This is a genomic window from Cohnella sp. GbtcB17 (assembly GCF_019091135.1).
GTDB lineage: Bacteria > Bacillota > Bacilli > Paenibacillales > Paenibacillaceae > Cohnella.
This window is the reverse complement of the sequence record NZ_JAGXJW010000017.1, coordinates 37,481-60,124: the sequence shown is the minus strand read 5'-3', so window position 1 is coordinate 60,124 and position 22,644 is coordinate 37,481. Positions and strand designations below refer to the sequence as shown.

13 protein-coding genes are annotated in these 22,644 nt (G+C 56.2%); 11 read left to right on the top strand and 2 right to left on the bottom strand.

What is annotated here, in order from left to right:
* Positions 1-25 precede the first annotated feature (25 nt).
* The 10 genes from KVT38_RS11465 to KVT38_RS11420 all read left to right on the top strand — a co-directional run bounded on the left by KVT38_RS11465 (position 26) and on the right by KVT38_RS11420 (position 17,084).
* On the top strand, positions 26-3,019 hold the full coding sequence (locus tag KVT38_RS11465) for an efflux RND transporter permease subunit (protein ID WP_256454828.1): 2,994 nt from the start codon (positions 26-28) through the stop codon (positions 3,017-3,019).
* A gap of 19 nt (positions 3,020-3,038) precedes the next feature.
* Positions 3,039-3,353, top strand: coding sequence for a YbjQ family protein (locus KVT38_RS11460; protein WP_217593850.1), 315 nt, complete (start codon positions 3,039-3,041; stop codon positions 3,351-3,353).
* A 336-nt stretch (positions 3,354-3,689) separates the two neighbouring features.
* Positions 3,690-5,885 carry a helix-turn-helix domain-containing protein gene (locus KVT38_RS11455; RefSeq protein WP_217593849.1) on the top strand — a complete coding sequence of 732 codons (2,196 nt, stop codon included), beginning with the start codon at positions 3,690-3,692 and terminating at the stop codon, positions 5,883-5,885.
* Between the two features lie 47 nt (positions 5,886-5,932).
* A complete protein-coding gene (locus KVT38_RS11450; protein ID WP_217593848.1) occupies positions 5,933-7,615 on the top strand; it encodes a type 2 periplasmic-binding domain-containing protein in 1,683 nt (560 codons plus the stop codon).
* 316 nt (positions 7,616-7,931) lie between these two features.
* Positions 7,932-8,828 (top strand): ABC transporter permease, encoded by an 897-nt coding sequence (locus KVT38_RS11445; RefSeq protein WP_254639169.1) that lies wholly within the window; start codon positions 7,932-7,934, stop codon positions 8,826-8,828.
* A gap of 13 nt (positions 8,829-8,841) precedes the next feature.
* Entirely contained in the window at positions 8,842-9,741 is a 900-nt protein-coding gene (locus KVT38_RS11440; protein WP_217593847.1) for a carbohydrate ABC transporter permease, read from the top strand.
* A gap of 120 nt (positions 9,742-9,861) precedes the next feature.
* Positions 9,862-11,547 carry a type 2 periplasmic-binding domain-containing protein gene (locus KVT38_RS11435; protein WP_254639160.1) on the top strand — a complete coding sequence of 562 codons (1,686 nt, stop codon included), beginning with the start codon at positions 9,862-9,864 and terminating at the stop codon, positions 11,545-11,547.
* A 35-nt stretch (positions 11,548-11,582) separates the two neighbouring features.
* Positions 11,583-13,073, top strand: a complete 1,491-nt coding sequence (locus KVT38_RS11430) for an alpha-L-fucosidase (RefSeq protein WP_217593846.1) — start codon at positions 11,583-11,585, stop codon at positions 13,071-13,073.
* Positions 13,074-13,139: 66 nt separating this feature from the next.
* The gene (locus tag KVT38_RS11425; protein ID WP_217593845.1) at positions 13,140-14,927 is read left to right on the top strand and encodes a permease; all 1,788 of its coding nucleotides are present in this window, start codon (positions 13,140-13,142) and stop codon (positions 14,925-14,927) included.
* 174 nt (positions 14,928-15,101) lie between these two features.
* Complete coding sequence (locus KVT38_RS11420) at positions 15,102-17,084, top strand: beta-galactosidase (protein WP_217593844.1); 1,983 nt, start codon at positions 15,102-15,104, stop codon at positions 17,082-17,084.
* A gap of 128 nt (positions 17,085-17,212) precedes the next feature.
* Here the strand turns inward: KVT38_RS11420 and KVT38_RS11415 are convergent, their stop codons facing one another.
* Together KVT38_RS11415 and KVT38_RS11410 are read right to left on the bottom strand one after the other, a co-directional pair.
* A complete protein-coding gene (locus tag KVT38_RS11415; protein WP_217593843.1) occupies positions 17,213-18,640 on the bottom strand; it encodes an alpha-L-fucosidase in 1,428 nt (475 codons plus the stop codon).
* Positions 18,641-18,667: 27 nt separating this feature from the next.
* A complete protein-coding gene (locus KVT38_RS11410) occupies positions 18,668-20,683 on the bottom strand; it encodes a beta-galactosidase (protein WP_217593842.1) in 2,016 nt (671 codons plus the stop codon).
* Between the two features lie 215 nt (positions 20,684-20,898).
* Between KVT38_RS11410 and KVT38_RS11405 the strand changes: the two genes are divergently transcribed.
* The gene (locus KVT38_RS11405; RefSeq protein WP_217593841.1) at positions 20,899-22,569 is read left to right on the top strand and encodes an extracellular solute-binding protein; all 1,671 of its coding nucleotides are present in this window, start codon (positions 20,899-20,901) and stop codon (positions 22,567-22,569) included.
* Positions 22,570-22,644: the final 75 nt, after the last annotated feature.

The window sequence follows — 22,644 nt, the reverse complement described above, 5'->3', positions numbered from 1 at the left end:
CAGGGATCGGAAGGAGAAAGATAAGTTGAAAAGATTTTTAGAAGGCGTATTTCGCAACAAAGCGGCTATCTCGATTGTTGTCGTGATGGTGCTCGGCATCGGAATCTTTAGCTATTTCAAGCTTCCCATGGAACTTATGCCGGAGTCGGACAGCCCGCAGGTAACGGTTAGCGTGATCGGGCCGGGGTATGACGCCGCCACGATGGAGCGGCAGGTGACGAACTCGCTGGAGCAAGCATTGTCGGCAATTAAGGGCAAGGCCGATACGTTCTCGACTTCGGGAGACGGCTTCTCCCAGATTAATCTGGTCTTCGATACCGAGACAAACATGAAGCAAGCCAAAGCGGATGTCGAGCAAGCGGTGAATGCCGTGCAGTTGCCGGAGCGAATGTCGCCTCCGTACGTGGTACAGTTCGACACGTCCATGATTCCGATCTCGTTCGTCTCGCTCACGTTTGCAGATGGGACAAGCGAGGCGCGGAAGGAAAAGCTGGAACAGCAGGCGATCGACGCCTTCCGTTCGATCGACGGAGCCGGCGAGATTCAACTGTCCGGCAAGTCGCTGCCCGGCGTCGGCGTGTTTCCGGACATGGAGAAGCTGGCGGCCAAAGGAATACCGCTTCAGTCTCTCTACGCCGTGCTGCAAGGTCGCAACGCCTCGTCTTCCGTCGGCCAGTTGTCGCTGGACGGGGCAGTCGTCAACCTGAATGTCGCCTCCGACCTTCAGGGCATCGAGTCGCTGAAGAAGCTGCCGGTCGCAAACGGAGTCGCTCTGGGCGACGTGGCGAACGTCAAACTGCTGAACGACAAGGAAAGCATCAATCGTCTTAACGGCAAGGACTCGCTGATGATCACCGTATCCAAAGCGGCCAGTTCCAACGCGGTAAGCGTGGGCAAAGGCGTGGAGAAGATCATCAAGCAGATGAACGAGGATAACCGGGATGTCGAGCTGAAGCTGATGATAAGCACGTCCGAGCAGGTCGTCCATTCCGTCAACAGCATGATGCAAGAAGTGCTCATGGGCGCCTTGTTCGCCACGATCGTCATCCTTCTGTTCATGCGCAACATCCGGGCGACGCTCGTCACGATCGTCTCGATCCCGTTGTCGCTGGCCATGACGCTGTATCTGCTCGATTTGTCGAACATCACGCTCAACATATTGACGTTGGGCGGCGTCGCCGTCGCGGTCGGACGTCTCGTGGACGACAGCATCGTCGTTATTGAGAACATTTTCCGCCGCTTGCAGAAGGAGTCGTTCTCCCTATCGGTCGTCGTCGACGCCACCAAGGAAGTGTCGAGGGCGATCACCGCTTCGACGTTAACGACGGTCGCCGTGTTTCTGCCCATGGGGCTCTTGCGCGGTTCGCTTCAATCGTTCCTGCTGCCGTTCGCCTTGACCGTCACCTATTCGCTATTGTCGTCGCTGATCGTCGCGCTGACCGTCATTCCGCTCTTGAGCGCCGGCGTTCTACGCAAGGCGTCGATCAAGGAGCATCAGCCATCCAAGCGGTTTGCGGCGTTCCTGCACTGGAATTTGCGGCACAAGTGGCTACCGATCCTTCTCGCGTTCGTGCTGCTGATCGGCTCCGTTGGCGTCTACTTCACGATGCCGAAGGGCGCAATCGACACTTCCGACGCCACGAATCTTAACGTGACGCTCGAATACAAGCCGGATACCCCGACGGATCAAGTGTTCGAAAACGGTAAAAAGCTCGAGGCGTTCCTGATGAAGCAGGAGGGCCAGGAGTGGGTCAACATGAGCTTGGGCAACAGCGCCGATGCCGCCAAGTACGGAAGCGTCCAATCGCCGACCCTCGTATCTTATTTGCTGCAGGTGAAGAAAGGGGGCAGCGCCGACAAGATCGTCGAGGCCGTCAAGGCGGAGCGCCCGAACTATCCGGGAGCGGAACTAAATGCCAGCTTCGGAGGCGTGGGAGGCACGAGCGTGTTCGTTGACGTATCCGGAGACGATCCCGGCCTGCTGACGAAGACGGCTGACGAGATCGTCGCCAAGATCAAGCCGATTCCGGATGTGCTCAAAGTCGAAACGAACCAGGAAGAGAAAAAGACGGTGTATACGCTGCAAGTGAATCCGACCGGAGCCAATGCAGGAGACATCGCCTCCCAGCTGCAAGGGATGCTCAATCCGGTGCCGATCGGCGAGGTACAGTCGGAAGGCCGCTCGCTGCACGTCTCCGTCCAACCGGTGCTTGCTCCGAAGTCCGAGCGCGATCTGGATGGCCTGACCGTCCTGACCGACGCCGGTTCGAAGCCGGTATCCAGCGTAGCGAAGTGGGTCAAGGAAGAGAAGCCGACTGAATTCTACCATAAAGACGGGAAGAGCTATATTCGCGTTACAGCGACGGTTGATCCGAACAAGCTATCCGTCGTCGGCGGGAAAATATCGCTAGAGATGAAAGACGTGAAGCCGCCGGAAGGCGTCAAAATTTACGTAGGCGGAGCTTCCGCCGACCAGTCTTCCGACTTCTCCAGCCTGTTCGCCATGATGCTCATCTCTATCGGCATCGTGTACCTGATCATGGTCTTCACGTTCAAGACGCTGCGGGCGCCGATCGCTATTCTCGCTTCGATCTTGTTCGTGCCGATCGGAGCGGTGCTGGGCCTGATCGTCACCGGAGTGACGCCGGACTTCACCGCTATCTTCGGCGTCGTCATGCTGATCGGCATCGTCGTCACGAACGCGATCGTGCTGATCGACCGCGTGAAGCACAACGAAGAAAGGATGACGATCCGCGAAGCGCTGCTGGAAGCGGTAGGCACCCGGATGCGCCCCATTCTGATGACTGCGATTGCGACCGTATGCGCTATGCTGCCGCTCGTGTTCGGCGTGTCGGAAAGCGGAAGCATCGTCTCGCAAAGTCTCGCCATCGTCGTTATCGGCGGCCTTATCGTCGCTACGCTACTCACGCTAGTGATCGTGCCTTGCATCTACGAGCTGCTGTTCTTCCGCAAGTCCCGTCGCCAGCGGGCGACTGCCCGGCAAACGGCCTCGCTCTAAAAAAAGGAGATGGATAATCATGTTGATTGCTACAATCGATAACGTACCCGGTAAAAATGTGGAGATCGTCGGACTGGTAAGAGGCGTTATTGTTAGTTCAAAGCATATTGGCAAAGATATTATGGCCTCGCTAAAAGAGATAAAGGGCGGGGAGATCAGATCGTACACAGATATGAAGGATGCCGCATTCGATGCGGCTACGGAAAGAATGGTTAAAGAGGCCCAAGAGCTAGGAGCGGACGGCATTATTGGCGTTCGCTATACGGCCGAGTTTGTTAAAGATGCGACCGTCAGCATTTGCTCCTATGGAACGGCCGTCAAATTTGTGAAGTAGATCTAGCCACATCACTTGTCAGCTCAAGCTGATCGATTCAACGCGAGTATAAAGGGACATCGTTTCCTCTAGCCACCTTAAATTTCTAAGATCTTGAATTCGTCTCCTTGGACGGTGTTCAAGATTTTTTTGCATGCCGGGAATTTGGCTTGAAGAACGAACTGTCAGTAACTTTCATTTTTTTATATGCCATTACGATAATTCGCGTCATAGCTAAGAAGTTAAGGATTATGAAATTTATATATATTTTACATTAAATTTATATATAGTAGAGATAAGCAAACAAACGTTCATGCATTCAGTTTTAAGAAAGAAAGAATTCGAGGGAGAGGGCGAATGAGCAAAACATGGCTCCGGAGGATGATGTGGTCGCATATTCCGCTCTTTCTGATCGTTTTCTCTTTTTTGATTTTTATATTCCTTCAGGCGATCGTCGAACAGAACCGACAGAACGCGAAGGCTTCCAGCCAAGCGTTCACCGCCCAGCTGCTGCAATCTGTCCATGTATCGTTGAAGACGGTCGACCACCTCGTCATCCGGGAGCTGCTGAACAACAAGCTGCTGTCCGACTACTTCGAGGAATCCGATTCCCGCAATATTTATTTGAATTATGAAGTGCTCGAGCGGCTTAACGAGCTGAAGCAGGAAGTGCCGTTGATCGATTCTTTTTATTTGTACAGGTACGGCGACGGCACGATCCTCTCGGGCAATTTACGCAAACCTATCGATGCCTTCGATGATCAGGCGTTTGCGAAGTCTTTCTCCGGCCTCGGATTAGGGACGCATTGGAGCGATGTCCGGGATTATCGGGAGCTTGCGTCCCGCAGCGCCAAGCGCGTCATCAGCGTCGTCCACGAAGTTCCGGTCAATTCCGGCTCGCAAGGAATCCTTGTGATAAACATCGACGTTTCCGCCATTCAGGCAAACGTGTCCTTGTTATACGACGAGTCCACCACCTTCGTTAACATTTTCAGCCGGAACGGGCAGCCGATCTACGGCGACAATCTCGAACCGAACCGCAAAGTCATGACACGCCTCACATCGGATTACACCGGCTGGACGGTGGAGAGCGGAATGAAAAGCGGACTGCTGGCCAGCTCTACGTCTGCGTTCTCCAGCGTCTGGTTCGGCGTCGGCGTCCTCGTGTTTGCCGTCGGACTGCTGCTTACCGTCTATGTAGCGCGGGCGAATTACAAGCCGCTCGAACAGCTGGTCGTCAAGCTGAATCATTCGCTGCTGGACGGGAACGGCTCGGCCGGAAGCGTGGCGGCGGACGAATTTGCCTTTATTGAATCCGCTGTCAACAATTTTGTCGCGCAGTCGAAGCTTGCCGAGCGAGAATTCAGCGAAGCGGCCGTGCTGAAGCGCAAGCATGCTTTTAACGTTCTGATCTACGGCGATTACGAGAAGGGGGATTTGTCCGAGACACCTTTTGAAGGTCTGGAAATGCCGGCCTTTCATACGTTAAAGGCGCTCGTGATCGAGGTGGACAATGCGGAACAGGCATTTTTTACATACAGCAAACGGGACCGCTCGCTGTTCAAGTTCGTCGTCAGCAGCGTCGTCAACGAAATGCTGCAGCAGCCGGGCACGGTCGCTTGGCTGGAATGGACGTCTCCCATCCAGCTATCCGTCGTTTTATTTCAAAATGCGGCAAGCGAACTGTCGCCCGTCTATGATTCGATCGTCGACTGGGTCGCCAGAAATCTCAAGTTCACCGTAACCGTCGGCGTCGGCCGCACGACAGGCTCGCTTGAAGAAGTACGCTCCTCCTATGAAGAGGCTTGCTCGCTCTTGCACTTCAAGGCCGTGCTTGGCACGAACCGGGTCATCCGCTACTCGGACGCCGAGCATCAGCGGCAAAAAAGCGAGCATGAGCACCTTCGCACGATTCACGAGATCTCGACTGCTTTTCGGCTCGGCGAAGAAAAATGGCGCGATCTGTTCGGACAGTTTTTCAGCGATATTCGTTTGGACAAGCCCGTAAAAGCAGAGATCGTCAAGCTGATCCATTATCTGTTCGCCAATCTGGAGCTTCACCATTCGAGCGGGTCCAAAGAGGAATACCGGATCTTCCGGCAGGCGCTGGAAGAGCTGCGCGTCCGGATGGAGTCGTTCGATACGCTGGAAGAGCTGAGCCTGGCGCTTTACGAGACGCTTGACCATTGCTTCAAGCGGCTGCAGGACATGCGTTCGCCGCGCTCTCATTATCCTTTGTTGCAGGATATTAAGGATTGCATTGAGAAGGAATACGCCAATCCGGACTTGTCGCTCGATTATTTGAGCGATAAATTCGACGTCAGCTCCAAATACCTGAGCAGATTGTTCAAAGAAACGTTCGGCGAAAACTTTCTTGATTTTCTGGCGTCCGTGAGGATCGGCAAAGCCAAGGAGCTGCTCGCGCGCACCGACGATTCCGTTCAGGAAGTCGGAGAGCGGGTGGGGTACCCGAATTCCGCAACCTTTCGCCGCGTGTTCCGCAAGACGGAGGGATTGCCGCCGCAGGATTATCGGAGTCGAATGCGGGAGTGAGCGCGCCTGCCGGCCGATGCGTCGCGAGCCCAGCCAGGAGGTGGATGATGAACAGAGGTCGAACGATCGTATTCATCGCGATCGCTGCGGTTATCGTCACGTTAATCGGCATCGCGGCATGGAGATGGGGAGCCTGGGGACTGTCGGACGGTCAATCCCTCAATCGCGGCGCCGAGCCGGTCATTCGCGAGCCGGGCGAATTCCCGATTGCGGATCGAAGGGTAGAGCTTGAAGTATTGGTCGGGTCCGATCTTGCAAAAGAGGAATTGGATACGAATCAGTTCACGGCATATATCGAGCAAAAGCTTGGCATCGCGCTCAAATTCGTCATCGCCAAGTCGGGCGAGCTGGACGAGACGGAAGACCTGTTGTTCGCGAGCGGGGACTATCCGCCGATCATTCTCAGCGGCAGTCTGACGACGGACGAGCAGGTGCGATACGGGCAACGGGGCATTCTTCTTCCGTTGAACGGCTTGATCGACCGGTATGGCGACCGATTGAAGGATATTTTCAGCTCCAATCCGGCGTTCAGGCAGTCGATCGCGGCGCCCGACGGCAATATTTACGCGCTGCCGTCCGTCAATGAATGCTTCCATTGCTGGTACGCGCAAAAGCTGTGGATCAATCGAACGTGGCTGAACAAGCTTGGCCTGAAAATGCCCGAGACGACGGAGGAGCTTTACGAGGTGCTGCGCGCCTTTAAAATGGAGGATCCGAACGGGAACGGCCTCCAGGACGAAATTCCGCTCAGCGGCGCCATGAACAGCTGGCATACGGGAATTACGGGTTTCCTTATGAGCCCTTTTATTTATAATACGGACACGGATTACTTCTACATCGAAAACGGCCGCGTCGGAATGGCCGCCATCCAGCCGCAATGGCGGGAAGGGCTCGAATATATGAGCAAGCTGTTCCGCGAAGGATTAATCGACCCGGACGTGTTCACCCAATCGCTCGACGGGCTCATGGAGACGGCGTCGCGCCAGGAAAACGTGCTAGGCGCGGTCACCTCCGGACATATTCGGATGGTGTTCGACGGCATTGCCGGCAGCAGGGACGGCGAATACGAGGCGGTTCCGCCCTTGATCGGCCCATCCGGCTATACGGCGGCAGGCTACTTCGGTTCCTACGACCGCGCGGCCTTTGCCGTCACCGACAAAGCGACGGCTGCCGAAGCGGCTGCCGCCATACGTCTGGCCGACTTCCTGATGACAGAGGAGGCGACGATCCGCAACGAGTGGGGACCTGAAAACAAGTGGTGGCGAAAAGGTGAGCCCGGCGAGTATGACGAGCACGGGAAACCCGCCAAATATTGGCTCGATCCCGAATTTTCCAAGTCGTCCACCCAAAACGCCATCTGGGCCCAGATGGGCGTGCTGTATCGGGATCGAAATCTCAGAGAATCCTGGGCCGTGTCCGAGGATCCCGATTCGTTCATCGGCTACGAGCATCGGCTCTACGTGGAGACGCTGCAAAAGTATGCGGACAAGCAGCCGCGCGAGGTGTACCCGTCCTATATTTTTATGGATACGGCCGCAGCCGAGGAAGCCGCCCGATTAAAAGCGCCGATCAACGATTATATCCGAAGAAATCTGGTTCAGTTTATTACGGGCGTGAAGGATACGGCCGCCGACTGGGAAGATTACGTGAACGGTCTGAAGCAGTTGAAGCTCGACCGGTACGTCGAGATTCACCAGCACGCATACGACACCTACAAACAACAGCATTGAACAAGCCTTGATCCGGAGATGCCTTCCGGACAGGGCTTTTTTTCTTCCAAATAGAATATTGATCGGTCCGCGAAAGATGAGCGACGGCCAAAACGCGCAGTTTTGAAAGCGCTTGTAGAATGATGTCCGTCCGTAGATTTCTGTTCGTTGACGGTCTCGGCCGGCGTTCGATATGGTTAGGCCATTCCAAGCCAGGCGAATACGAGCATCGGGAAAGGGCGTGAACGGGCAGATGAAAAATACCGGCGTTATGGGCGTACGCGGCAATACCATACGCAGAGGTGACAAGAGGAGCGGAGGGCTTGCTGCCGGACGCATGTGGAGGGGGATCAAACGGCATTGGCAGCTATACCTGCTCGTCGCGGCTCCGATGGCCTACATCGTCATCTTTAAGTACATTCCGATGTACGGGGCCCAGATCGCGTTCCGGGATTACAGCGTCGTGAAGGGATTTACGGGAAGCGAGTTCGTCGGGCTCAAGCACTTCCGAGCTTTTTTCCAGTCGCCGAACTTTTGGCTGCTGATCAAAAATACGCTGGGGATCAGCTTGTACTCGCTTGTCGTCGGATTTCCAGCCCCGATCGTGCTCGCGCTCGCCCTTAACGAGATCAGGCGGGTGAAGTTCAAGAAGACCATTCAGATGGTGACGTTCGCTCCGTTTTTTATCTCGACCGTCGTCATGGTTTCCATGATCATGATTTTCCTCTCGCCGCGTCTGGGCTTCGTGGATCATATTGTACAAGGCCTTGGCTTCGAATCGATTAATTTCATGGGCTCGCCGGGATATTTCAAGAGCATCTTCGTATGGTCGAACGTCTGGCAGGGGATCGGCTACGGCGCGGTGATCTACTTGGCCGCCTTGGCCGGCATTAATCCCGAGCTGTACGAGGCGGCTAAAGTGGATGGCGCGTCAAGGCTTCAGAAGATGAGGCACGTCGATATTCCGGGCATTGCGCCTGCGGCCATCATCCTGCTGATCCTCAGCGTCGGGCAAATCATGAACGTCGGCTTCGAGAAAGTATACCTGATGCAAAATCCGCTTAACGTGAGCACCTCGGAAGTTATTTCCACTTATGTATACAAGATCGGTCTGCTAGGCGCGAATTTCAGCTTTTCTTCCGCGGTCGATCTGTTCAATTCCCTGATCAATCTGGTCTTGCTGATAAGTGTCAATGCCGTTGCCAAGCGAATATCGGACAACAGTCTGTGGTAAGGGGGGGACGTACATGAACCGGGCAACCGCAATCCGCGAATCGGTCGGCGACAGGGTTTTCCTTGCGTTAATTTATATCTTTCTCTGCTGTGTACTTGTCGCCGTCCTCTATCCGCTCATTTATATTGTCAGCTCTTCGTTCAGCTCGGCACAGGCGGTCGTCAGCGGGAAGGTGTGGCTGTGGCCGGTCGACTTCAGTCTGATGGGCTACAAAGTCATTTTCTCCAATCCGGCCATTTTGACCGGCTATATGAACTCCATAATTTATACCCTGCTTGGCGTGTCCATCAATGTCGTCATGACCGTGGCTATCGCCTATCCCTTATCCAGATCGACGTTTGTCGGGCGCAACCTCATCATGATGCTGCTCGTGTTCACGATTTTGTTCAGCGGCGGACTGATCCCGACATATCTCACGGTCAAGGCGGTCGGCATTCTGGATACAAGATGGGCGATGGTATTGCCCGGCGCGCTGTCGGTCTTTCAGGTTATCGTGGCGCGCACCTTTTTTCAGTCGACCATTCCGAAGGAGCTTGGCGAAGCGGCGGAGCTGGACGGATGCTCGGATATCGGTTTTTTGTGGCGGGTCGTCCTGCCGCTCTCGAAGGCGATTATCGCCGTCCTGATCCTGTTCTATGCGGTGGGCATCTGGAACGCATACTTCGACGCACTCATTTATCTCAAGTCGCCCGAGCTGTATCCGCTGCAGATCATTTTGCGGAATATTTTGATACTCAACACGATAGACGCGACGGCCCTCGTCGATGCGAATCAGATGGCGGCAAGGCAGGGCTTGCGCGATTTGTTGAAGTATTCGCTGATCGTGGTCGCGACGGTTCCCATTCTTTGCATTTATCCGTTCGTCCAGAAATATTTCGTTCAGGGCATTATGATCGGTTCGGTTAAAGGCTAGGCGGCGGACGGTCGAAAGGGAGGTGAGGCCGGAAAGCGCGCGTATGGCAGCGGGCACAGGCATTGCCGGCAAGCGGCAGCGTAACAGGCACGATGGAAGCGAAAAAAAGGAGGCGTCAACTTGCAAAAAAATCGGATTACCGGAACGGCCGTCGTCCTCATCCTCACGCTCGTATTCGCGCTCATCCTGGGCGCATGCAGCGGCGGCGACAAAGAGACGGGCAATCAAGGAAACGGCGGCGCAGCCGGTACGGAAGGCGATCAGGCGCAGGCAAGCGGAAAGCCGGTGACGCTGGACGTATTCTTGTCCTTGTCCCCGCGCATCGAAGATATCAACAAAAACGCTATTACCCAATATATCGAAAACAAGCTGAATCTTAAATTCAAATTCGACGCGACGCCCAATGCGAACGCGGCCGACAAGAAAAAGTTGATTATGGCGAGCGGCGATTATCCCTCCGTCTTCCTCTCCGGCGACTTCACGCAGTCCGAACAGATCGATTACGGACAGCAGGGCGTGCTGCTGCCGCTCAACGATCTGATCGACCAGTACGGCGACGAAATCAAGAAGGCGTTCCAGGACGACCCCGATCTCAAAGCGGCTATCACGGCTCCGGACGGCAATATTTATGCGCTTCCGCATGTGAACGACTGCTTTCATTGCTGGTACGCCCAGAAGGCATGGATCAACAAGACCTGGCTGGACAAGCTGGGCTTGGAAATGCCGAAAACGACCGAAGATTTTTACAACGTGCTGAAGGCGTTCAAGGAGAAGGACCCGAACGGCAACGGCAAAGCCGACGAAATTCCATATGCCGGCGCGATCGGCACCTGGCACGGCGTCCCTTCCAATTTTCTGATGAACGCGTTTATTTATGATAACGACGAAGACTTCTTTTTGATGAAGGACGGCAAGGTCGATCTGGCCGCGAACAAGACGGAATGGAGACAGGGTCTCGAATATTTGAACAAGCTGTACGGCGAAGGTCTCATCGACAAGGAATCGTTCACGCAAAACGGCGATGCGCTTACCCAGGTTGCCAACAAGGAAGGCGACAACGTGCTCGGCGCCATCGCGGGCGGAATTCCGAGCCTGTACTTCAGCCTGGCGGCCGATCAGACGCGGCACAAGGACTATGTGTCCATCCCGCCGCTGACCGGTCCGAACGGCGTCGCCTATACGGGGTATTACAAGTCGTACGGCAACGGGCAGTTCGCCATTACGAACAAGGCATCCAAAGAGCAGCAGATCGCGGCGATCAAGATGGCGGATTACATGTGGTCGGAGGAACACGCGATTACAAACGAGTACGGCCTGGAAGGAAAGTACTGGGAGAAGGCGCCGGACGGAACCACGGATGTCAGGGGCAGACAGGCGAGATATATGCTGAAGCCCGAATTTTTCGATATGGCTTCCGCCGCGACTAACAACGAGACTTGGGATCAGATGGGCATCACGCGCCGGACGCGCGATATCCGCGAATCGTGGGTCGCTCCCAAAGATCCGATGACCCAGGAAGGATACGAGTATCGGCTGTTCCTCGAGACGCAGAACAACTACGAGAACAAGCAGCCGAAAGAAACGTTCCCGCTCAGCATCTTTATGGATACGGCTGACGCCAAGGAAGTCAACCAGCTGCGGCCGCAAATCAACGATTATATTCGATCGTATATGGCGCAGTTTATTACAGGATCGAAGAAGCTCACCGACAACGAGTGGAACGCGTACGTGAAGGGCTTCGACGGCTTGAAGCTGAGGCGCTATCTGGAAATCTACCAGAACGCTTACGATAAAATGGCGAAATAAGCGAAATAAATATAACGGCAAAGCGAGGTTTTGACATGCTTCAGACATCGATTTCCAAAGGCCCGTTCGAACCGACCTTCGAATCGTTAAGAACGTTCGAGTGCCCGGATTGGTTCCGGGACGCCAAGCTGGGCATCTGGTCGCATTGGGGCGCACAGTCCGTCCCGATGTACGGAGACTGGTACGCGCGCAATATGTATGTCGAAGGCTCCGAGCAGTACCGGTACCATATCAGACATTACGGACATCCGTCGCAATTCGGCTATAAGGACATCGTGCAGCTCTGGAAAGCCGAGAAGTTCGATCCCGAGGCGCTGATGGACCTGTACGTGGCCGCGGGCGCCAAATACTTCGTCGCGCAAGCCATGCACCACGACAACTTTTTTAACTACGGCTCCAAGATCCACCGGTGGAATTCGGTGAACATGGGGCCGAACAAGGACATCGTCGGGCTCTGGAAGCAGGCTGCTGTCAAGAGAGGGCTGCCCTTCGGTCTGACCGAGCATCTGGGTGCCACGTTCAGCTGGTTCCATTGGAACAAAGGCCGGGATAAAGAAGGGCCATTTAAAGACGTCCCGTACGACGGTAACGATCCTGCGTTCGAGGATCTGTACTTGCCGAACCTCGAGCACCACGATCCGGGCAAAAAAATGTACGATCTGGATCCGTGGTATTCGCCGAACCGATGGTGGCACCAGCGCTGGTTCGACATCGTCAAGGAGGTGATCGATCTTTACCAGCCGGACCTCCTGTATTCGGACGGCGTGCTGCCGTTCGTCAATACGTGGGATAAGCCGGACTTCGATCCCGGCCATCCCGATTATCAGGCGGGATTGCATGCGGTCGCGCATCTGTACAATACGAGCGCCGCGCTGAACGGCGGCGTGAACAAGGCGGTGTACAATCAGAAGGACCGCAAAAAAGAGATTTACAGCGTCGGCGTGATGGATATCGAGCGCAGCCAGGAGCCCGACATCAAGCCGGAGCCGTGGCAGACGGACACTTGCGTCGGCGACTGGTTCTACCATGTCAAGACGGTCTACAAAAAGCCGGGGCATGTCATCGAGATGTTCGTGGACATCATCTCCAAAAACGGCAATATGCTGTTGAACGTCCCGCAGAAGCCCGACGGCACGATCGACGACGAATGCACGTACATTTTGAAGGAAATGGCAAGCTGGATCGAGGTTTGCGGGGAAGGGGTCTACGGCACGCGTCCGTTCCGCGTGTCGGGCGAAGGCGGCACCCGCGTCGTGATCGATCATTTTAAGGAAGACAAAGCGGAATGGAGTGCGTCGGATTTTCGTTTCACCCAAAAAGGCAGCACAATCTACGCGTTCCAGATGCGCGCGCCGGAAGACCGAATCGCTGTCATCCGTTCGATCGGACCGGACGAAAAAGTGAAAAGCGTGCGCCTGCTCGGGGTCGGCGAAGTACCGTTCGAGCAATCGTACGGGGTGCTCGTCGTATCGCTGCCGGAGCGGCTGCCCACGGCGTATCTCAATTGTCTTGCCATTGAAATTTGATCGTTCCTTGCGAAGGAGCTGTTCCTTATGGAGCGGCTCCTTCGCCTGGACGCGGGAGGGTTGCAGATGAGCGAATACGCCAACTTTAATATCGCTTTGTATTTTACGACCCGTTGCATCGAAAGCATGGGAATGGAGGAGCAATACGAGCGGAACTTTCGCTTTTTCGAAAAGCATCTGAGCTGCGCCAAGGTTTATTTGGAAACGCATCGGGACGATATGGACATCTACGCGGGGAAACTGACTTCCTTGAAGCGTTTTTTCAACGACAAAGGCATTGCAGCATCCGGCGCGATCACGACGACGCTGATGAGGACGACGAAGAACAAGCCATTGATCGATGAAACCGGCGTATACGGGAGCGGAGGCACGATCCTCGGCAGCGAAGCATCGAAGATCGATGACGGCTACAAGCGCGCTTGCTCGACGCTTTGCTATACGACAAAAGAAGATCTGGACCGGCTGGAGCAAACGGTAACGTTTGCCGCCTCCTTGTTCGACGAGATTATTATCGACGACTTCTTTTTCACCAATTGTACGTGCGCCAGCTGCATCGCGGCCAAAGGAGATCGTAGCTGGGCGGATTTTCGTTTGGAACTGATGACGGACGTGTCCGAGAACATCGTCATGCGGACAGCCAAAGCTGCAAACCCGAATGTCAACATGATTATCAAATTTCCGGACTGGTATGAATCTTATCAGGAGACGGGGTATAATCCGGAGACGCAGGCTCGCATTTTCGATGAGGTATACACCGGTACGGAGACCCGGGATACGAACCATTCCGCGCAGAGCTTGCCCAGGTACGGCAGCTATTCGCTGATGCGTTGGTTTGAAAAGCTGAAACCCGGCCATCATGCGGGAGGATGGATCGATTCGCTCGGCAGCATGCCGCATATTTCTTATTTTCTGGAGCAGGCCCATCTGACGCTGTTCGCGAAAGGGAAAGAATTGACGTTGTTCTGCTATAGCTGGCTTGTCGACACCGTTCATATTCCGGCCCTGGGGTACGAGCTGGAGCGTCTGGACCAGGTCTTCGGCATGGCCGGACAACCGATCGGGATCCCGGTCTACGAGCCCTTCCATGCCCGCGGCGACAATCATCTGTACGATCATCTGGGGATGGCGGGGATCGCCTTTGAGCCGACGCACGCGTTCCCCGACACGTTCGGTCTTGTATTTGTCACGGCTGCAAGCGCGACGGATGAGGCGATCATAGGCAAGCTGAAAAATCATCTGCTGAAGGGCGGAGATATTTGCATGACCTCCGGCTTCCTGCAGAAGATGCAGGGCAGGGGCGTCGAAGAACTGACATCCGCAAGGTATGCGGATCAAAAAGTATGTTCGAATGAATTCGTATCCGACGGCGCGGCGTTCGGCGGCTATTACTGGAGCGGCAGCAGCGTCCTCCTGCCCGCGATCGAATATATGAGCAACGCGGGCGATTGCCTGATCGCGCTGCGCAAGCTCAACAATTGCTTCCCCGTCTTGCTGAGAAGCAAGTATGGAAACGGAACAGTCTACACGTTGACCGCACCGGACGACTATGCCGAATGGAGTCGATTCCCTAAAGAGGTGTTGTCGACGATCCGTCAATACTTGATGAGCGATTTGAAAATTTACCTGGAATGCGGCGGCCATGTTTCGATTTTCCTTTACGACAATGACACGTTTATTTTGGATTCCTTTCACGACCGACAGGAAAAGGTCAAGGTGCATGTGGAAGGTAAAGGGCGAAAGCTGATCGATGTTAGAACCGGCAAGTCGTGGACCGCGGCGATGTCGGGGGCGCAAGAGACCGTATTCGATATTCCGTTGCAGCCCTTTTTGTACAGGATGTTCAAAATTGTCTAAAGCATCAAGAACGGCTGCAAAGCCGATGCGATCCTCTCGAATGGCTAGTCGATCGCTTCCTCATTCAACCCGGTTCATTTTTTTATATGCAGCAGAATAATGCAGCATATCGCAGCTTGCGGACATCCGATATGATGGTCTGATAAAGGATGCTCGCATGGGAGGCTGCAAAAAATGACATTGATGGGCGTCGTATATTATCCCGAGCATTGGGAACGCGCGATGTGGGAGAAGGACGCGGAGCTTATGGCGCGGACCGGCATCCGCGTCGTTCGCCTGGCGGAATTCGCCTGGTCGCTGCTGGAGCCGCAGGAAGGCGTCTACGATTTTGCCTGGCTGGACGAGGCTATCGAGCTTTTTCACGGGCAAGGCATTCAGATCATCCTGGGCACGCCCACCTGCACGCCGCCGAACTGGCTGACGGAGCGCTATCCCGACGTCCTGCCGGTCGATGTCCATCTGAAGACGCGCTACGCGGGCGTTCGCGGGCATCGCTGCTACAACAGTCCATCGATGCGCCGATTCTCCGAGACGATCGTAAGGAAGCTGGCGGCGAGATATGCCCGGCATCCGGCGGTCATCGGCTGGCAGATCGACAACGAGTTCGGCTTGAACGAATGCTGCTGCCCGCATTGCGAGGCTCGCTTCCGCGAATGGGCGAAGGACAAGTACGGCTCGCTCGAGACGCTGAATCGCGCATGGGGCACGGTCGTCTGGAGCGGGACGTACAGCGAATGGGAGCAGGTCAAGCCGCCGCTCGGCGGCACGGCGTTCAAAAATCCGTCGTACCTGCTGGACTGGAAAAGGTTCGAGACGGATTCGGTCGTCGCGTTTCAGCAGCTTCAGCTCGACGTGCTGCGGGAGAGTTGCCCAGGCCATTTCGTCACGCACAACATATGGAGCTATCCGATGGCGCTGGATTATTACCGGTTATGTGCGCCTTTAGACTTTGCTTCCCTCGACTACTATCCGAATACGAGCCAGGAAAAAGCGGGCACCAGCGGATACGGCGGCGCGCTCACGCTGGATCTTGCACGCGGGATCAAGCGCCGCGGCTTCTGGATCATGGAGACGATCAGCGGGCCGCCTGGCTGCTGGTTTCCAATGTGGCGTACGCCCCAGCCCGGCTTCATACGCGCCTTTGCCTGGCAGTGCATCGCCAGAGGGGCGGAGGCGGTCGTCCATTTTCAATGGCGGAGTGCGCCGGTCGGCGCCGAGCAGTTCTGGCACGGCCTCATCGATCATAGCAACGTGCCGGGCCGGCGCTTTGAGGAGTACGCCGGGCTGTGCGAAGAGGTCAACCGGCTCTCTGCGATGCTGGACGGTACGGAGGTTCAGGGGGAAGCGGCGATTCTGCATTCGCACGAGTTGTACAATGCGTTTCAGATTCAGCCGCAGGCCGAGGGAATGGACTACTTCGACAATCTGAAGCTGTATCACCGGGCATTGACGAAGCTCGGCATTTTGACGGACGCCGTGAATACGACCGAAGATTTGAGCGGCTATCGCCTGATCGTAGCGCCGTCCCTGTATCTGCTGGACGAGGAACGGGCCGGGCATCTAGAAGACTGCGTACGGAACGGGGCGACGCTGGTCCTCACGAACCGCACCGGCGTCAAAAACGACAACAACGTCTGCTGGATCCGGCCGCTCCCCGGGCCGCTGGCCGAAGCGGCGGGCGTCACCGTATCGGAATACGATCCGATCGGCGGCGAGCTTCATACGTTGGTGGACAAGCACGGGAATTCGTACGCTTGCAGTCAATGGTGCGATATCCTGACGCCGGCAGGGGCGGAGCCGATCGCCTGGTACGACGACGACTTTTTCGCGGGACAGCCGGCCGTGACGGTCCGCAAGCTCGGGAAAGGCCGGGTCGTCTACATCGGCACGGTCGCCGAGGAGCGCTATTATATCGAGCTGTTCCGCGAGCTTGCAGACGAGATCGGATTGACGCGCTTGGACGGATTGCCCGAAGGCGTGCAAATCTCGGTTAGGCGCAAAGGGCAGACGCGTTACTTGTTTGTGCTCAACCTGAGCCGCAAGCGGCAAGAGGTATCGCTCGGCGGGACGTATACGAGCCTGCTCAAGGAATCGCCAGTAGGGCCGGCGTTGACGCTTGATCCGTACGGGGTTGAGATCGTGGAGTGGAGCGTCTAGTTGATGTTCACGGCATGCCGGCTTTAGTTTTTTCATTTAAAACGGCGAAATGAAAAAGACCCTCACGCGGCGCACTTGGAAGTGCGAGACGCGCGAGGGCTTTTCAACGTTTAACCAGGTGCCGGCGATCAGCTTTTCGTGCTCAAGTATACCTCGAATGCGGAAAAGGTCGGGCACCAGCGGGATGCCTCGATCGTCAGACGAAGCCGCTTGGCCGTCGCCTCCGGAAAGCGGCAGATGCGCTTGTAGCCTACGACCGTATGCCGATAGAGAGGTTGCCACGCACCGTCCTCCTCGTATTCGATGCTGAACTGCTCGATACGCTGACCGGACTGGATGTGCTCCTGAAGCACGATCGTGTCGAACGTCGCTTCCTGCGGAAGCTCGACTACGATCGATGCCTGCTCCGTGCCCTCCAATGGACACCAGTAGGTGTCGGCGCTGCCGTCGAGGATGCTGCCGGCCGCGTGGAGGCCGTCCGCCTCTTCGGATGCGCTCGCATCGGCGCCGGACGCCAGATTGCGGCTGAAGGTGGCGGACAGCACTCTGCCCAGTTCGGCCATGTTCGCCGCATCGTTTTCGTGAATGAGTCCACGTCTGTCCGGCGGCAGATTCAAGAGAAAGGTGGAGTTGCCGCCGACGGATTTGTAGTAGATGTCCAGCAGCTTGTCTACGCTTCTGACCTGGTCATCTTCCGCCGCGTGATAGAACCAGCCCGGACGGATGGACGTATTGACTTCGGCCGGATACCAGACGAGCTGCCCGGCGTCTCGGATCGCATCTCTGCCCCCCAGATTGTCGTCCTGGGAGCGGACGAGCCGGGAGAAGGCGCCGTCGTCTACGTGCTGCGATTTTTCCTGAATCTTCTCGATATCCTGAAGATGCGCCGGCACGACGCTCCACTCGGATTCCCGCGTATGGCCCGCTTCATTGCCGCACCAGCGGACATCGGGTCCGCACACGGAGATGACCGCCTCGGGCTGCAGCTCGCGAATGACCTCGTAATAGCCGTCCCAGTCGTAAACCTGCTTCAGACCGTTCGGACCTTCGCCGCAAGCACCGTCGAACCAGACGCAGAAGACGTCTCCGTATTGCGTCAGCAGCTCGCGCAATTGATTTTTGAAGTATTCGTTGTACACGTCGGTTCCGTACCGGGGATCGTGCCTGTCCCAGGGGGACAGGTAGACGCCGAACCGGATTCCGCCTTCCCGGCAGGCTTCCGCAACCTCGCGCACGAGGTCGCCCTTGCCTTCGCGCCAAGGGCTGTTTTTGACCGAATGCTCGGTATAGGCGCTAGGCCACAGGCAGAAGCCGTCGTGGTGCTTGCAGGTCAGGATGAGTCCCCGCATGCCTGCGGACTTGCAGACGTCGACCCACTGCTTGGCGCTGAACGCCGTCGGGTTGAACAGGGCGGGATCCTCGTCGCCGAGCCCCCACTCTTTGTCCGTAAAGGTGTTGATGCCGAAATGGATGAAGGAATAAAACTCCAGCCGCTGCCAGGCCAGCTGCCGGTCGGACGGCGTAACGAACGCCGCTTTACGAATCGTATCGTTCATGAGAATCGAGCTCCTTTATATTTAAGATCAGTTTGTCAGCAAATCGACTTCATAGGCGCTCAGCTTGAGTTCGCCGTTGTATTGCACGCCGGACAGCAATCCCTTGCCCGGACTCGCAAGCGTCACCGTCCGATCTTCGCCGGTCGTATTCACGTACAGCGTAGAGCCGTCTTCCAGCGTGCGCGCCGCGACGCCGGATGGCGTGGCCGGTCCGGGCTCGATGCCGAGCGCAGGGTACAGCGACGCCAGGAGCGGCTTGAGGATCGCGGTGCTGGCGGGGACGGCCACATAGATCGCTTCGCCCTTGCCGTACCGGTTCCGCGTGATCGCGGGCGAGCGCTCCAGCGTGTTAACAAAGCTGGCCGTGGCGGTGGCCGTCCTCGTCTCGACGATCTCGTAATAGTCGATCGGCGGCTCGTATTGCGACTCTCCGAAGGCGACGATCGGACGTTCGCGCTCCAGACGCAGTTCGGTTTTCTCCAGCCCGCCGGCGTTCTCGCTCGGCGTATGGCTTCGCGTGCGAACGAACGCGCCGACGCGGATGCCGAAGACGTCGCTGAGCGCGCCTGGCAGCGTCGTATCGAACACCTGATTGTGTGCATTGACTTTGGCCGAGTAGGCCGTCATGACAACCGTGCCGCCGCGTTCGACGAATGCGCGAATCGTCGCGGCCGAAGCGTCGTCCATCACGGCATGTCCGGGAACAACGAGCAGCTTGTAATTCAGGCGCAGCTCGCGCAGATTCACGATATTGCAGTCGAGATTGGCAAGCTCGAGCGTCTCGTAAGCTTGAAGCACCTGATCGGTATAATCCGACTTGTAGTAGCTCGGGTTGCCGGCCGCGACCTTGAGACTCTCGAAGGAATAGGCGATCGCGACGTCGGGCGAGACGTTGCGGGGGAGACCGCGTTCTCTCAGCAAGCTGAACTCCTCCGCGATCTGCCTGAATTCCCCGTACTTCCAGCCCGGCTCCCCGTCATGGTCGACCAGACCGAACAAGTACTGCTCCTCGCCGCCCAGCATGGAGCGCCAGGTCCAGGCGCAAACGGCCTGCGCCCGGTGAAGAAGCGACAAATACGCATACATCCGCATCGCTTTGCGCGGCGAGCCGTAACCGCCGAAGTCGCCGGTCTGGAATTCCAGACACCAGATCGGTCTGCCGAGCTCGCCGATGCGATGATCCATGAAGAAGCATGCGGCAGTCAGCGCTCGCCTGTCTTCGGGATTGGTGCCCGGATAGAAGCCGATGCCGGGCAGATCGACGATGTCGCCGTATTGCTTCAAATAGTCGAAGCCGTATCCGGGGTTTTCGGACCAATGATTCGTCGTCTCCCTGGCGGACGGCGCAAGCCGTTTGACGAGACGGCTCAGGCCTTGCATAAAGGCCAATGTCTCGTCTGAATAAAACCGCCACATATCCAGCAGCCGTTCCGGAGCTCCCTTGATCGGGCCCGAGACCGGGAGCGCGACATCGTGGAAGCTGCTGAGCTTGCGGGACCATCGCTGCGTCGCCCACGCGCGGTTGAGACGGTCGACGGTCTCGTATTTGTCCGCCAGCCAGTTCTGGAAACGATCTCTTGCGGCGGTCGAAAAGGAAGGAGAGCCCGAGCCGAATTCGTTGCACAAGCCAAACGCATGAAGGGCCGGATGGTCGCGATAACGAACGATGAGCGTCTCCGCGAATTTGTAGGCGTATTCCTGGAAGACCGGATGCCCGACGTCTTCCATATAACGGGTCAGCGCTTCCATCCGATTGCCGCTGGCGTCCGTCAGATCGATCTCCGGATATTTTTTATGAAGCCAGGTCGGCGCGGGCCGCGTCGCGATGTCGAGTACGACCCGGATGCCCGCCGCCGCGAACAGGTCCATGACCTCGTCGAACCATTCAAAGGTATATTTTCCCTCGGACGGTTCAAAGCTATCCCAGCACAGATGGCCGAGCCGAACCATATTAAAAGAGGCCTGCTTCATCAGGTCGATATCGCGCTGCCACCGTTCCCGCGGCCAATCGTGCGGATGGTAGTTCGTGCCTGCATACAACAACTTTATATCACCGCCATATAAGAATTATGAAATATGAAGGTATCATAATCTTAAATTAATCCGCACGAAATATAATATAAATCGCAATGATATAAAAAAATGAAGGTCCTAGATAACGACCAATAAATTGATATAAATCTCGTTTTTTTGATATATATCCGCTTTGCGCGCCGGCGCTATACTACATCATGAACCATCAAAAGGGAGGCCGTTGCATGAAAAGGAGCTTCAAGAAAAAGTCGTGGGCCGCGCTTGCCGTCGCCGTCGCGATGCTGTCTGCCGCAGGCTGCAACGCAAAATCGAATACGGCGACGAATCCGTCTTCGGGCGAAGCGTCGCAAACCGCGGGAGCAAGCAGCCCGAGCGCGACGCAGGACGTCACGATCTCGCTCGGGCGCGTGGTCGGATCCGACAACAAATTCAAAAATGGCGAGACGATCGAGGATAATGTGCACACCCGGTGGGCCAAAGAAAAGTTCGGCATCGACTTTAAGGTGGACTGGTCGGTCGGCACGGGCGAAGCCTATACCACGAAGCTGCGCCTGCTGCTGAATTCGAACGGCAAGCTGCCCGACGTATTCACGCTAAGCGATCCGACGCTGGAAAATCAGGTCGTCGATTCCGGCAAAGTGATGGATATCACGGAAGCGTTCGATCAATACGCTTCGCCGAGACTCAAGGAGCTGTACGCCCAATATCCCGAAATCTGGAATACGGTCTCCTATGACGGCAAGCATTACGGACTTCCTACCTTTAATGCCAACAGCTCGTTCAGCGTGCTGTGGATCCGTCAAGACTGGCTGGACAAGCTGGGCCTTCAGGCGCCCAAGACGATCGAGGACATGGACAAGGTCATGGACGCGTTCGTCAACCAGGATCCCGACGGCAACGGCAAGAAGGACACGATCGGCTTGTCGCTGTCGCTGAAAAAGGGCGTCAGCGCGGTAAAGGATACGTTTATGGTATCCAGCGACTTCCTGTTCGGGCATACCGCCGTGCCGACATATTGGACGGAAGGCGCGGACGGCAAGCTGCAGTACGGCTCGATTCAGCCGAGCGTCAAGCAGGGACTGGTCAAGCTCAGCGATTGGATGAAAAAAGGTTACCTGGACAAGGACGCAGGCGCGATGGACGAGTCCAAGGCGGCGGAAAGCTTCGTGCAGGGCAAGTCGGGCATGGTCTTCGGACCGACCTGGATGGCGACCTGGCCGTTTAACGCGGATATGAAGTTCGACTATAAAGCAGTGCCGATCCCGGCGGGCATCGACGGGCAGATGGGCTTCGGCAGCGAGCCGCAATCTTCCGTGCGCTTCTACTTCAACAAAGACTTCAAGCATATGGACGCGTTGTTCAAGTATCTCGACGCGATCATGGGACCCGGCTTCTATGATCCTTCCTCAGAATTCGCCAACGGCTGGGCGGAAGGCTATGACTACGTCATGGTCGACGGCAAGCCGGTATACGATTCGGACAAAATTCCCGGCGGCTTCGTCGACGTCAAAAAGTATACGATATACGGCAACGATATTCAGACGCCGAAAAAGGAACTCGAAGTGATGGCCAAGCTCGGCCGCGGCGAAACGCCGGAAACGCCTTACGAGAAATACTTCGCGGCCAGGCCGAAGAAGTGGGCGGAGGCCGCTGCGGTACTCGAGCCTTATCTGGACCAAGCTGCCGTATACGATCAGTTTACGGGACCGCCTACGCCGACAATGGCCGAAAAGGGCGAGCTGCTGCGCAAAATGGAGAATGAAACCTTTTTGAAAATCATCTACGGGCAGGAATCCCCGGAATCGTTCGACAGCTTCGTGAGCAAGTGGAATTCGTCGGGCGGCGAACAGATCACCAAAGAAGTGAACGAATGGTACGATTCGGTTAAAAAATAACAGGCTTTTCCGGCGGCAGGCCTTGCGGTTCGATCGACGCGTAAGGTCTGTCGTTGTTGGCCCAAAAAAAAGAGG

Bases quoted from the DNA above. Each gene is read 5' to 3' on its own strand.
- KVT38_RS11460 (WP_217593850.1), top strand. From the start codon at position 3,039: ATGTTGATTGCTACAATCGATAACGTACCCGGTAAAAATGTGGAGATC.
- KVT38_RS11455 (WP_217593849.1), top strand. From the start codon at position 3,690: ATGAGCAAAACATGGCTCCGGAGGATGATGTGGTCGCATATTCCGCTC.
- KVT38_RS11450 (WP_217593848.1), top strand. From the start codon at position 5,933: ATGAACAGAGGTCGAACGATCGTATTCATCGCGATCGCTGCGGTTATC.
- KVT38_RS11445 (WP_254639169.1), top strand. From the start codon at position 7,932: ATGTGGAGGGGGATCAAACGGCATTGGCAGCTATACCTGCTCGTCGCG.
- KVT38_RS11440 (WP_217593847.1), top strand. From the start codon at position 8,842: ATGAACCGGGCAACCGCAATCCGCGAATCGGTCGGCGACAGGGTTTTC.
- KVT38_RS11430 (WP_217593846.1), top strand. From the start codon at position 11,583: ATGCTTCAGACATCGATTTCCAAAGGCCCGTTCGAACCGACCTTCGAA.
- KVT38_RS11425 (WP_217593845.1), top strand. From the start codon at position 13,140: ATGAGCGAATACGCCAACTTTAATATCGCTTTGTATTTTACGACCCGT.
- KVT38_RS11420 (WP_217593844.1), top strand. From the start codon at position 15,102: ATGACATTGATGGGCGTCGTATATTATCCCGAGCATTGGGAACGCGCG.
- KVT38_RS11415 (WP_217593843.1), bottom strand. From the start codon at position 18,640: ATGAACGATACGATTCGTAAAGCGGCGTTCGTTACGCCGTCCGACCGG.
- KVT38_RS11405 (WP_217593841.1), top strand. From the start codon at position 20,899: ATGAAAAGGAGCTTCAAGAAAAAGTCGTGGGCCGCGCTTGCCGTCGCC.